10 protein-coding genes are annotated in these 13,627 nt (G+C 63.0%); 9 read left to right on the forward strand and 1 reads right to left on the reverse strand.

Annotation, left to right across the window (positions count from 1 at the left end):
• Position 1 precedes the first annotated feature (1 nt).
• The 3 genes from VGO12_RS31915 (at position 2) to VGO12_RS31925 (ending at position 2,859) form a co-directional block, all read left to right on the forward strand.
• Positions 2–736 (forward strand): isoprenylcysteine carboxylmethyltransferase family protein, encoded by a 735-nt coding sequence (locus tag VGO12_RS31915; protein WP_327516745.1) that lies wholly within the window; start codon positions 2–4, stop codon positions 734–736.
• 148 nt (positions 737–884) lie between these two features.
• A complete protein-coding gene (locus VGO12_RS31920) occupies positions 885–1,538 on the forward strand; it encodes a response regulator transcription factor (protein ID WP_327516746.1) in 654 nt (217 codons plus the stop codon).
• 4 nt (positions 1,539–1,542) lie between these two features.
• A complete protein-coding gene (locus VGO12_RS31925; protein ID WP_414650809.1) occupies positions 1,543–2,859 on the forward strand; it encodes a sensor histidine kinase in 1,317 nt (438 codons plus the stop codon).
• Between the two features lie 53 nt (positions 2,860–2,912).
• Here VGO12_RS31925 and VGO12_RS31930 read toward each other — a convergent pair whose 3' ends face one another.
• Positions 2,913–4,238, reverse strand: a complete 1,326-nt coding sequence (locus tag VGO12_RS31930; RefSeq protein WP_327516748.1) for an MFS transporter — start codon at positions 4,236–4,238, stop codon at positions 2,913–2,915.
• Positions 4,239–4,538: 300 nt separating this feature from the next.
• On the opposite strand from VGO12_RS31930, the gene cyoA reads away from it, so the two are divergent.
• The 6 genes from cyoA to VGO12_RS31960 form a co-directional block, all read left to right on the forward strand.
• Positions 4,539–5,651, forward strand: a complete 1,113-nt coding sequence (cyoA, locus tag VGO12_RS31935) for a ubiquinol oxidase subunit II (RefSeq protein ID WP_327516749.1) — start codon at positions 4,539–4,541, stop codon at positions 5,649–5,651.
• An 80-nt stretch (positions 5,652–5,731) separates the two neighbouring features.
• The gene (gene cyoB / locus VGO12_RS31940) at positions 5,732–7,735 is read left to right on the forward strand and encodes a cytochrome o ubiquinol oxidase subunit I (RefSeq protein WP_327516750.1); all 2,004 of its coding nucleotides are present in this window, start codon (positions 5,732–5,734) and stop codon (positions 7,733–7,735) included.
• A 4-nt stretch (positions 7,736–7,739) separates the two neighbouring features.
• Complete coding sequence (cyoC, locus tag VGO12_RS31945; protein WP_327516751.1) at positions 7,740–8,360, forward strand: cytochrome o ubiquinol oxidase subunit III; 621 nt, start codon at positions 7,740–7,742, stop codon at positions 8,358–8,360.
• Complete coding sequence (gene cyoD / locus VGO12_RS31950) at positions 8,357–8,761, forward strand: cytochrome o ubiquinol oxidase subunit IV (RefSeq protein WP_327516752.1); 405 nt, start codon at positions 8,357–8,359, stop codon at positions 8,759–8,761. The genes cyoC and cyoD overlap by 4 nt, the downstream gene beginning before the upstream one ends.
• Positions 8,762–8,786: 25 nt before the next feature.
• Positions 8,787–9,545 (forward strand): SURF1 family protein, encoded by a 759-nt coding sequence (locus VGO12_RS31955; protein WP_414650810.1) that lies wholly within the window; start codon positions 8,787–8,789, stop codon positions 9,543–9,545.
• Between the two features lie 317 nt (positions 9,546–9,862).
• Positions 9,863–13,627 (forward strand): beta strand repeat-containing protein (locus tag VGO12_RS31960; RefSeq protein WP_327516753.1); only part of this gene is annotated, 3,765 nt, incomplete at its 3' end.

Below are 13,627 nucleotides of genomic sequence, written 5' to 3' on the forward strand. Positions count from 1 at the left end.
CATGATCGCTATCGGCAATTTTCTCTTCCGGTTTCGCAACCAGCTGTTTCCGGCCATCATCGTCGTCCTCTTCCTGCTGATGCCGCCGCCGACAATGGTGCTTGGCAGCGCCGCCCTGACGCTGGCCAAGGATACGGCCGCCATCCTGATCATTGCGGCAGGCCTTGCGTTGCGCGCGACCGTGGTCGGCTACAAGTACATCAAGCGCGGGGGGCTGAAGAAAAAGGTCTATGCCAAGGACCTGGTGACCGAGGGCATGTTCGGCGTCTGCCGGAACCCGCTCTATGTCGGCAACATGCTGCTTTATTCCGGCGTCTTCCTGCTGCACGGCAATCCGCTTCTGGTGGTCGTCGGGATCGGGCTATTCGCCTTCATGTACCAATGCATCGTTTATGCCGAGGAAGCCTTTCTCTTGAGGACCTTCGGCGAGGCCTATCAGGCCTATGGCCGCGATGTGCCGCGCTGGGCGCTTCGCTTCAGGAATTTTGCAGCCGCAACCGAAGGCATGACGTTCAACGTCCGGCGTGTCGTCGGCAAGGACTATTCGACCGTCTCGGCCGCAATGCTCGCCGTCCTTGCGACTGAAATGTACAAGTTTGCGAGCTACGATCCGCAAGGCGATAACAGTGGCCTATTGATCGCCCTCGGCACCTGCATGGCGCTCGTCGGCATCGCCACCGCCGTGATCAGTTACATGAAAAGACGTGGCGCCTTCCGGGAGCGGATGGCGTCATAGGTCCCCTTTTTGCAAGGATGCATGACCCGCCGGATCGGCCCGCCAGCTGCCGCCGACGCGGGCCGCCCTTCTTCCGCGTGCCAGCCAGGGGCTTGACGCCCATCCCCAATCAACAATAGGCAAGGACGAACAGGTGTCCGGTGATATCTTGAGAGTCCTACTAGTCGAAGACGATCAGGTTCTGGGGGAGGCGCTGCGCGACCACGTCGCGGCGGCCGGTCATGCGGTTGACTGGTTCACGCGCATCCTGGACGCCGGGGCGGCGACGGACACCGTTTCCTACGGCCTCATCCTGCTCGACCTCAGGCTGCCCGACGGCGAGGGGCTGGCGCTGCTGCGCGCCTTGCGCGGGCGCGGCGATGGCACGCCGGTCATCATCCTGACGGCGCACGACCAGATTTCCGACCGGATAGAAGGCTTGAACAGCGGAGCGGACGACTACCTCGTCAAGCCGTTCGACCTCAACGAACTGACCGCCCGCATGCTGGCCGTCTCCAGGCGCTACATCGGCAACGCCACGCCTATGGTCAAACTTCCGGGCATCGAGATCGATCAGGTTCATCGTCGCATCTCGATCAATGGCGACAGCCTGGGCTTGAGTGCCAGGGAATGGGCCGTGCTCGACAAGCTCGTCGCTCATCCGGGGGCGCTTGTTTCCAAGGAGCAGCTTCACGATACGCTGTATGCCTTCGGCGCCGAGATCGAAAGCAACACGGTCGAGGTCTACATCAGCCGGCTGCGCAAGAAGATAGGCTCGGACAGGATCGAGACCGTGCGCGGTCTTGGCTACAGCATCAGGTAACCGGATGCCGACGACCGCGAGCATGACCCGCAGACTGGCCATAGCACTCACCAGCGTCGTTGCGATCTTCTGGTTCGTGGCGCTCGGGCTCGGCGTCTACGTCATGCAGGACGAATTCACCGAGATTTTCGATAGCGGCGTCCAGGAGACGGCCGAGCGCCTGCTGATCATCGTCGCCAACAACGAAGCGCGCGATGCATCCGGGCGACCTGTGGAGGCGGCCGTCCTGGCGCCGGCTTTGAATTCGCAATACCTGACCTATCAGGTCCGCGACAGCAACGGCATGGTGCTCTACGCCGACGGCGCGCAGGAACCCTTTGCGGTCCCGCTATCGGCCGGTTTCTCACAGACGGCGACCCATCGGATCTATACGGCCGCAACGACCGACGGTACGCTTTTCGTCCAGGTTGCCGATGCACTCGACCACCGCAGCGAGGCACTGATGGAAGGGGGCACGGCGCTGCTTTTGCCGTTGCTGCTGCTGATACCGGGCAGCATCGCCGCGATCATCTTCGTCGTTCGCGGCACCCTGTCCCCCGTTGCGCAGCTGCGCGACGAGATCCACACCAAGGACGGCGGCAACCTGGCGCCGATCGACGAAAGTGCATTGCCGAAGGAGTTGCGCGCGATCGCCCGCTCGGTCAATTCGCTTCTGGCGCGGCTCAAGTCGGCGCTTGAGGCGGAGCGGGAGTTCACATCAAACAGCGCCCATGAACTGAGAACGCCAATCGCCGGCGCCCTTGCACAGACGCAACGCTTGCTGAGCGAGGTGCCGCCCGCCTTTCACCAGCGAACGGCGCAGATCGAGCGCGCGCTGCTGCATCTTGGACGGCTGGCCGAGAAGCTCTTGCAGATGTCGCGCGCCGAGGCCGGGATCGGAATTTCCGACGAGCGCGCCGACCTGTTGCCGGTCCTCATGGTCGTCGTTCAGGATCTCGAGCGATCACCGCTTGGGGCGAGCCGCCTCAATGTCAAGGTCGAAGACGGAACCGCGCTTGAGCGGTCGGTGCGCGCGGATGCTTTTGCAATCGTGCTGCGCAATCTCATCGAAAACGCGTTGATCCACAGCCCGCCGCAAAGCCCGGTCGACGTTCACATCGATATCAATGGTATTCGCGTCACGAACGACAGCGCGCTCATCGAGCCGGACGTGCTTGTGAACCTGACGAAGCGTTTCACCCGCGGCCCGACCGAAGCCTCCGGCTCCGGTCTCGGGCTCGCCATCGTCAAACGGCTCGTCGAGCAGATGCACGGTCAGTTGCTGATCGCCTCGCCGGCGCGCGGCATGACCCAAGGATTTGAGGTCGAGATCCGGCTCTGAGTCGGCGGGCGCCCTCGTCGAAGAAGGGCGCCGGCCACTGTCGCTTTCCCCGTTTACTGCTGGTCGAGCGCCCGGGTCAGGCTGAGCGCTGCGATCGTGCAGATGGCACCGGAGATTAGGTAGCCACCGATGAAGATGATGCCGAAGCTGCTGGCAAGACCAAGGGCCACCAGAGGCGCGAACGCCGCGCCGACCAGCCAGGCGAGATCCGACGTCAGGGCCGCGCCGGTGTAGCGGTAATACTTGGTGAAGCGCGACGAAACGGCGCCCGACGACTGGCCGAAGGAGAGGCCGAGAATGGCGAAGCCGATCAGGATGTAGGCATCCTGCCCCTGCTTACCCGCGTCGAGCAGGAAGGGTGCCGAGAAGCTGAAAATGGCGATCAGGATTGCGCCGATCATCAGCTGGCTGCGACGGCCGACCCGGTCGGCGATCACGCCCGAAAGCACGATGCCAAGCGCGCCGAGTGCAGCACCGGCCACCTGGACCCACAGGAACTCCCCCGCTGACTGGCCGCCGTTGAGCGTCACCCAGCTCAACGGGAAGATGGTGACGAGGTGGAACATCGCAAAGCTTGCGAGCGGCACGAAGGCGCCGAGCACCACGTCGATGCTGTGCTTGCTCAGCATCTCGAAGATCGGTCGCGCCTGCAGTTCCTGCGCTTCCATCGCCGCGCCGAACTCCTTGCTGGCCACGATGCGCAGACGCGCAAAGAGCGCCACGACGTTGATCGCGAAGGCGACAAAGAAGGGATAACGCCAACCCCAGGCGAGGAAATCCGCCTCGGAGAGATTGGTGACGAAGTAGCCGAACAGGATGCTCGCGAGCGCAAAGCCGATCGGCGCGCCGAGCTGCGGGATCATTGCGTACCAGCCACGTTGGTTCTGTGGCGCATTGAGATTGAGCAGTGAAGCAAGCCCATCCCAGGCGCCGCCAAGCGCAAAACCTTGTCCCAGTCGAAACAGCGCGAGCAGCGCCACGGCCCAATAGCCGATGGTATCGTAGCCCGGCAGGAAAGCGATCGATGCGGTCGATCCGCCGAGAATGACGAGCGCGACCGTCAGCTTCGTGCCGCGCCCGTAGTTGCGGTCGATCCACATGAACACAAAGGAACCGACCGGACGGGCGAGAAAGGCAAGCGGGAACAGCGCGAAGGACATCAACGTCGCCGCCACGGGATTCGGCGCGAACGGGAAGATCAGCTTCGGGAAAACGAGGATCGACCCAAGGCCGTAGACGAAGAAATCGAAGAACTCCGAGGTCCGGCCAATGACAACGCCGATGGCGATGCTGCCGGGCGATATGGGCTTTTCGTCCTCGTGGATGCGGCGTGCGTCCCGCTCGAGACCGGACGAAGTAGGGTTAGCGACCGAAACCATGAATTTCTCCGACGAACCAGCGTCATGTCTTTAGAGTGTTGACCAAATGGCGTCTGATATCAAGAATGCAGCGCACGTACATGCGCATTGACCTTCGTTAGGGTTGCTCTCTCCTCAGCCCGCGTGGCTGCCGGTGAGCCGACAGCGCCCTTTTTGCGCTAGTACAAATGCGCATGGGCCGATAGTCCCATCGTTGTCATTGCACTGCGGCAAAATGCTGCGCTGCGACGATGGACCTCACTTCCATGTGCAGGCATGCCCGAGTAATTGCGACTAGACAAAACGCAAGTTGAGGCCGCAATGCCGAAGCCATTCATTCTAGCCGGACGATCGGCGCTCGTCGCCCTGTTGCTCGCGACCCTTTCGGGATGCAACATGGTGGTGATGTCGCCGTCCGGTGATATCGCCGCGCAGCAACGGGATCTGATCGTCATTTCGACGCTCCTGATGTTGCTGATCATCGTGCCCGTCCTTTTCCTGACGCTGTTCTTCGCCTGGCGCTACCGCCAGTCGAACACGGCCGCCACTTACGATCCGGAATGGCATCATTCCACTGGCCTTGAAGTCATCATCTGGTCGGCGCCGCTCGCCATCATCATCGCGCTTGGCGCGATCACCTGGGTCAGCACCCACAAGCTCGATCCCTATCGACCGCTCGATCGGATCGACGCGGCGCGCCCGGTCACCGAAGAGATGAAGCCGATTACGGTCGAGGTCGTAGCCCTCGATTGGAAATGGCTGTTCTTCTATCCGGAATACGGGATCGCGACCGTCAACGAGATGGCAGCACCGGTGGACGTGCCGATCAACTTCAAGATCACCGCGTCCTCCGTGATGAACTCGTTCTACGTTCCGGCGCTGGCCGGCATGATCTACGCCATGCCCGGCATGCAGACCAGGCTGCACGCCGTCATCAACAAGGCAGGCGAGTATGAAGGCCTTTCGTCCAACTACAGCGGCGACGGCTTTTCCCATATGCGCTTCAAGTTCCATGGTCTCGACCAGGCCGGCTTCGACCAGTGGGTCGCCCGGGTGAAGCAGAACGGTACGATGCTCAATCGCGACACCTACCTGAAGCTCGAAAAGCCGAGCATCAAGGAGTCGGTCCGCTATTTTGCCTCGGTTGAGGACGGCCTTTTTGAGGCGGTGCTCAACATGTGCGTTCGCGAAGGGCAGATGTGCATGAAGGACATGATGCACATCGACATGATGGGCGGCGCGGGCGTCGAAAGCCACGAGAACCGCGCCAAGCTCGAGCATGACAACCGCCATATCGGCGGCGTGACCGAGGCTGCAGCACCTTCTGCGACCTTCCCCGAAACCGGCAACCCCGCCAAGAGCGAGGAACCGGCCGAGGGCGTCAAGGAAGAGCAGCCCGCGCCGATGAACCACGACATGCACAAGACGCATTAGGCAATTCGCGCGCTCGCCGGACTATGTCCAGCGGGCGCCAGGGCCCCTGGGGCCGCAATTCGAGACATATTGGAAGACCCATGTTTGGTGACACCAGCCTCACGCAACTCATCTTCGGGCGGCTTACCCTAGAGGCGATCCCCTATCACGAGCCCATTCTGATCGTGACCTTCGCGGTCGTGGCCGTGGTCGGCCTTGCGATCGTCGGCCTGATCACGAAGTACAAGCTCTGGGGCTATCTCTGGCACGAGTGGTTCACGAGCGTCGATCACAAGAAGATCGGCATCATGTACATCATCCTGGCGATCATCATGCTGTTGCGCGGCTTTGCCGATGCGCTGATGATGCGCCTGCAGCAGGCGATCGCCTTCAACGGCAACGAGGGTTACCTCAACCCGCATCACTACGATCAGATCTTCACCGCCCATGGCGTGATCATGATCTTCTTCGTGGCGATGCCCTTCGTTACCGGCTTCATGAACTATGTCGTTCCGCTGCAGATCGGTGCTCGCGACGTTTCGTTCCCGTTCCTCAACAATTTTTCCTTCTGGATGACGGCCGGCGGCGCGATCATCATCATGATGTCGCTGTTCGTCGGCGAGTTCGCGCGCACTGGCTGGCTTGCCTACCCGCCTCTCTCGGGTGCCGACTACAGTCCCGGCGTCGGTGTCGACTACTACATCTGGGGTCTGCAGGTGGCGGGCGTCGGCACGACACTATCGGGGATCAACCTGATTGCGACCATCGTGAAGATGCGCGCTCCGGGCATGACCTTCATGAAAATGCCGGTCTTTACCTGGACCTCGCTCTGCACCAACATCCTGATCGTCGCGACCTTCCCGATCCTGACGGCGACACTCGCGCTGCTGTCTCTCGACCGCTACCTCGGCTTCAACTTCTTCACGAATGACCTTGGCGGCAACCCGATGATGTACATCAACCTCATCTGGATCTGGGGTCACCCGGAAGTCTACATCCTGATCCTGCCGGCCTTCGGCATCTTTTCCGAAGTGGTGGCGACCTTCTGCGGCAAGCGCCTGTTCGGCTACACCTCGATGGTCTACGCCACGTGCGTGATCATGATCCTGTCCTACCTCGTGTGGCTGCATCACTTCTTCACGATGGGCTCGGGCGCGTCGGTCAACGCCTTCTTCGGCATCACCACGATGATCATCTCGATCCCCACGGGCGCGAAGATGTTCAACTGGCTCTTCACCATGTACCGCGGGCGGATCCGCTACGAGCTGCCGATGCTGTGGACCATCGGCTTCATGGTCACCTTCGTGATCGGCGGCATGACCGGCGTCATGCTGGCCATTCCCCCGGCTGACTTCGTGCTCCACAATTCGCTGTTCCTCATCGCCCACTTCCACAACGTCATCATCGGCGGCGTGCTGTTCGGATTGATGGCCGGCGTCGTCTACTGGTGGCCGAAAGCCTTCGGCTACAAGCTCGATTACTTCTGGGGCGCGATGAGCTTCTGGTTCTGGCAGATCGGCTTCTTCTTCGCCTTCATGCCGCTCTACGTGCTCGGCCTGATGGGCGTCACCCGCCGCGTTAGCCAGTTCGAAGACCCGTCGCTGCAGATCTGGTTCATCATCGCCGCCTTTGGCGCGGTGCTGGTGGCCATCGGCATCGCGTCCTTCATCATCCAGCTGATCGTCAGCTATCTCCGCCGCGACCAGTTGCGCGAGACCTCCGGCGATGCCTGGGACGGCCGCACGCTGGAATGGTCGACCTCTTCGCCGCCACCGGACTACAACTTCGCCTTCACGCCGGTGGTGCACGACCACGACAGCTGGTACGACATGAAGAACCGCGGCTACGAGCGTCCGCTCGAAGGCTTCAAGCCGATCCACATGCCGAAGAACACCGGGACAGGGGTCATCCTCGCCGGCCTCAGCGTCGTGCTTGGCTTTGCGCTGATCTGGTACATCTGGTGGCTGGCCGCCGTGTCCTTCATCGGGATCATTGCTGTCTCGATCGGCCACACCTTCAACTACAAGCGTGACTTCTACATCCCCGCCGAGACCGTTGCGTCGACCGAGGATGCGCGCTCCAAGCTGCTTGCGGAACGGATCTGACACGATGAGCCAAACCCAAGTCCAAGAAGGCGAAAAGCCGCAGTTCTACGTGACGGAAGAGCACCACCCGGAGCACAGCACCATGCTGGGCTTCTGGCTCTACCTGATGAGCGACTGCCTGATTTTCGCCGTGCTGTTCGCCACGCACGGCGTGGTCGGCCGCAACTATGCGGCAGGCCCGGCGCCCGCCGACCTGTTCGATCTCAATCTGATCGCCATCAACACGGCGATGCTGCTCTTCTCGTCCATCACCTACGGCTTCGCCATGCTCCAGATGGAGCGCAACGCCAAGATGGAAACGCTGTTCTGGCTCGGCGTCACCGGCGTGTTCGGGGCGATCTTCCTGGCGCTGGAACTCTATGAGTTCTACCACCTGATCCACGAGGGCGCAGGTCCGACCCGTTCGGCCTTCCTGTCGTCGTTCTTCACGCTGGTCGGCACCCACGGCCTGCACGTCACCTTCGGCATCATCTGGCTGATCACGCTGATGGTGCAGGTCAGCAAGCATGGGCTGATCCCGGAAAACCGGCGCCGGCTGATGTGCCTGTCGATGTTCTGGCACTTCCTCGACGTCATTTGGATCGGCGTCTTCTCCTTTGTCTACCTGTTGGGAGTCCTCGGATGAGTTCGCAGCATCCTGGTCACGAAAGCGCGTTCGAACCCCACCACGCGCACAGCCACCCCGGCGATGCCGCCGGCCACGGCTCGCTCAAGAGCTACATGACGGGCTTCGTCCTGTCGGTGATCCTGACGGCCATTCCGTTCTGGCTTGTCATGGGCGGCGTGCTCGACAGCAAGGTGCTGACGGCGGTGCTCGTCATGGGCATCGGTGTCGTTCAGATCGTCGTGCACGTGATCTACTTCCTGCACATGAATGCCCGTTCGGAAGGCGGCTGGACGCTGATGGCGCTGATCTTCACGATCGTCATCGTCGGCATCGCGCTCGCCGGATCGCTCTGGGTCATGCATCATCTCAACACCAACATGATGCCAATGACACACGAGATGATGAAGAACATGCCCTGACGGCTGCGTGCGGGCAAAAGCGACCATGGTCACCGAAAGCCAGGCTAGGGAGGACGCGACGCCGTCCTCCTCGCGCGCCCGACTGACGCTCGCCGTCGGAATGCTGGCGCTTGCCGCCATCTTCGTCGCGCTCGGAACGTGGCAGATCCAGCGGCTGTTCTGGAAGCTTGACCTCATCGCGCGCGTCGACGCACGCATCCACGCAGACCCCGTGCCAGCGCCGGCACGGCCGGATTGGGCGAGCGTCAGCCGGGAGAATGACGAGTATCGCCGCGTCACCGCGACCGGCACGTTCCAGCATGACAAATCGGTGCTGGTACAGGCGGTCACCGAGCGCGGGGCCGGCTTCTGGGTGCTGACGCCGATGACACTTCAAGACGGCACGAACCTCCTGATCAACCGCGGCTTCGTGCCGTCCGACAGGCGTGACCGCCAGGCCCGCGCGGCTGGCGAAATCATCGGACCGACGTCGGTCACCGGTCTGCTGCGTCTCAGCGAACCCGGCGGCGGATTCCTGCGGTCCAACGATCCGGGAGGCGATCGCTGGTTCTCCCGCGATGTCGCCGCCATTCTTGCCGCCAAGGGCGTCGGCGACGGCGCACCCTTTTTCGTCGATGCCGACGCGACACCGAATGCCGGCGGTCTGCCTGTCGGCGGGCTGACCGTCGTTCAATTCCGAAACAGCCACCTGGTCTACGCGTTGACCTGGTATGCGCTTGCCGCGATGAGCGTCGCAGGCGCATATCTCGTCTTTCGAAGCCGGAAGAGGCCGAGCGCGGAATAAACGATTCTCATCGCGACACCTGGCCGCCATTTTCGCCTGCACCTCCTTGGGTTGCCAACCTTCAAGCCGCCACTCGGGCCAGGCGAAGTTCGGCCGTCGGCGGCGCCAAAAAGTGTGATCGATAAGCCACATGGCAACGGCCGCCCGCATTTTCTCCGGCAATGGTGAGTTGTGCGATTGACTCAGTACCTTCCGCTTTATTAGCTGCCCCGACTGGGAGATGGGGCTAATTTTCCCGGCATATATTGGGGGTATTTATGGGGCTGCGGTGCGGAAGCGTCGCGGGCGAGAAGATTTTTTCGTCTGCATTCCAGCGTTTGTATTTCAAGACTTTTTTCGCGGCGGTTGCCATTCTTCTGGCCTCGGCCATGGGTGCGTCGGCGCAGGTTGTCACGATTTCGGCGAACCCGGCGACCTTCAATGCGGCTGGCGACACGATCAGTTTCAGCTATGTGCTGAACCCCGGATCCTACAATATTCTCAGCATCGCGCCTGCGACCACCGCGAACAAGGGCGTCGTCGTTTCATGCCCGGCAATCCCGGGCGGCGGCACGACGTCTTCCGTGACCTGCACAGGCTCCTATCAGGTCGATTCCCTCGATGCGATGTCCGGCCAGTTTTCCGATTGGGTCACGTTCACCGGCACGCGCACGGGCGGCAACTACACCGCCAACAGCAACAACATCGTCGTCAAAGCCGCCACCGGTGGGCCGGTTGTCGTCGATGTCGTATCCTCCCCAAGGCCGTCGCTACCTGGTGAACAGGTGTCGGTGACGGCGACCGTATCGTCCATGGGCTGCAACGCCGGACAATCGCCGCCCGGAAACGTGACGATCACGATCGGATCGCAGTCGACGACCCTTGGGCTGACGCCGACCGGGCCTGTCAGCACGGCATCGTCTGCGACCTTCCAGACATCGACGCTGCCGCTCGGTCAGCACGCGGTCTCCGCCAGCTACGGTGGTGGCAGCGGCTGCAGCACCGGGACCGCAACCGGCGCCAGCCATTGGGTCGACACCAAGCCGACGGTCACGATCAACCAGGCGGGCTCTCAATCCGACCCCAGCGCCAGAACATCCATTGCTTTCGATGTGGTGTTCAGCAAATCCGTCACCGGCTTCTCGGCTGGCGACGTCCAGATTTCCGGCACGGCCGGCGCGACGACGGCGAGCGTTTCGGGATCGGGCGCCAACTACACCGTTTCGGTCAGCGGAATGACGCAGGCAGGCACGGTCGTGGCGTCCATACCCGCCGGCAAGGCCACGAGCGTGGCCGGCTTTACCAACGACGCATCTACCAGCACCGACAATTCGGTTGCCTACGCACCGATCGCGATCTCGACGACAACGCTGCCGAACCCTGTCTACAACCAGGCCTATGGAACGCAAACACTGAGTGCCACCGGGGGATCCGGCACCTTGAGTTACGCAACGACCTCCGGTGCACTGCCCGCCGGCATGTCGATCTCGAGCAGCGGCGTCGTTTCCGGCACGCCGACGGCAAGCGGTCCGTTCAATTTCACGGTGACAGCAACCGATCAGAAAGGCTCGACGGCCTCGCGCGCCTACTCCGTCACCATCGCCGCACCGACGATCGTCGTCGCGCCAACGGCGCTTCCCGACCCGACGGCTGGCACCCCCTATTCACAAACACTTATGGCGTCCGGCGGCGCAAGCCCCTACACATTCGCCGTCACGCAGAATGCCTTGCCCGCCGGATTGACGCTGGCGACCAACGGGGTCCTATCGGGCACTCCGACGATCGGTGGCGCCGTCACCTTCACCGTGACGGCGACGGACGCCTATGGCGCGACCGGCAGCCAGGTCTTCACTGTCGACGTTGCGCCGACCGTGCCTGACGCGCCGACCATCGGTGCGGCCGTGGAGGGTGACGGTTATGCGGACGTGCAGTTCACGGTTCCCTCATCGAACGGCGGCGCGACGATCACGGGCTATACCGTAACGTCGAACCCCGGCGGCATGACGGCAACGGATACGACGAGCCCGATCAGGGTAACTGGCCTGACCAACGGCACGAGCTATACGTTCACCGTGACCGCCACCAACAGCGCCGGGACAAGCACCGCATCGGCCGCCTCCAATGCGGTTACGCCGCGATCCGCACAGACGATCACCTTCACCAATCCGGGTACGCAGGCGTTCGGCACGTCGCCGACATTGACGGCGACGGCAAGCTCCAGCCTGGCTGTTGCCTTCACCTCGTCGACCGCAGGCGTGTGCACGGTGACGCCCGAGGGCGACCTGACCTTCAACACGGCCGGCAGTTGCGCCATTTCCGCGGATCAGGCGGGCGACGGCACATACCTGGCTGCACCGACAGTCTCGCAGACGTTTTCGGTCGATGCCGTCGTGCCCGGCGCACCGACGATCGGAACGACAACCGCCGATGTCTCTTCGGCCTCTGTCGCCTTCACGGCGCCGGCAAGCACCGGCGGCGCGTCGATCACCGGCTACACCGTGACGTCGAACCCGGGTGGTTTCACCGGGACGGGGGCGTCGAGCCCAGTCGCGGTGAGCGGCCTTACCAACGGCGTCAGCTATACGTTTACAGTCACGGCGACCAACGTCGCCGGCACAGGGTCGGCGTCTTCGCCGTCGAATGCGGTGACGCCACGGGCCAACCAGACGATCACCTTTGCCAATCCGGGCGCGCGGACGTTCGGGACCACGCCGACGTTGACGGCATCGTCGGACGCGAGTTTGCCCGTTGCCTTCACATCCTCGACCGCGGCCGTGTGCACGATCACGCCGGGTGGCAGCCTGACCTTCCACAGCACAGGCACCTGCGCGATTGCCGCCGACCAGGGCGGCGACGGCACCTATCTGCCGGCGGCGACGGTCACCCAGAGCTTTACCGTCAACGCGGTTGTCCCGGACGCCCCGACTATGGGCACGGCGATCGCTGGCGACGGCGAAGTGTCCGTCAATTTTACCGCGCCGGTAAGCGCCGGCGGCGCATCGATCACCGGCTACACGGTCACGTCCAATCCGGGCGGGTTTGTCGGAACGGGTGCATCCAGCCCGGTCACGGTCGGTGGCCTGACCAACGGCACGACCTACAGCTTCACGGTAACGGCGACCAACAGTGTCGGTACGGGACCGGCCTCCAGTGCGTCGAACACGGTGACGCCCAAGGCGCCGCAGACAATCACCTTCGCCAATCCCGGACCGCAGGACTATGCAACGCCGGTGACGCTTTCGGCGAGCGCCAGTTCCGGACTGCCGGTCACGTTCCAGTCTCTGACGACGCCCGTGTGCGTCGTCACGTCAACCGGCGATGTCACATTCCGCAACGGCGGCACCTGCACCATCGAGGTCTCGCAGGCCGGTGACAGCGCTTACCTGGCCGCGTCCAATGTCAGCCAGTCCTTCCTCGTTTCCGCGCCGATCTTCGCCTTCACGCCGGCGGCCGGCGCCTTGCCGACCGCAACCGTGGCCACGGCCTACAGCCAGAGCTTCGCGGCCAATGGCGGCACGGCGCCCTACGCTTACGCCCTGGCCAGCGGCGCGTTTCCGGCCGGACTTTCGCTCGACGCTGCCGGTACGCTGTCCGGCACGCCGACGGCGGACGGCAGCTTCACCTTTACGGTTCAGGCGACCGATACCCATGGCGCGACCGCAACCAGCGGCAGCTATAGCCTGGAGGTTCGCATCCAGGCGCCGATCGCCAGTGCCACGACGGCAACCGTTGCCGCCAACTCGTCGGCCAACGGCATTACGCCGAGCCTTACGGGCGGCACGGCCGCTTCGGTCGCTATCGCAGCGCCCCCATCGCACGGCACGGCCACGGTCGCGGGAAACACCTTCAGCTATACGCCGGCGGCCGGCTTCTCCGGCGCCGACAGCTTCGCCTACACGGCGACGAACACGACCGGCACATCGGCCCCTGCAATTGTCACCGTGACGGTGTCTCCGCCGATCTTCGCCTTCACGCCGGCTGCGGGTGCGCTTGCCGGTGCGACGGTTGCCGACGCCTATGACCTGACGATTGCCGCCGCCAACGGGGCGGCTCCCTACTCCTATGCGGTCACCGGCGGCGCGCTTCCGGCCGGCTTGACGCTG

The organism is Ensifer sp. (assembly GCF_035999135.1).
GTDB lineage: Bacteria > Pseudomonadota > Alphaproteobacteria > Rhizobiales > Rhizobiaceae > Ensifer.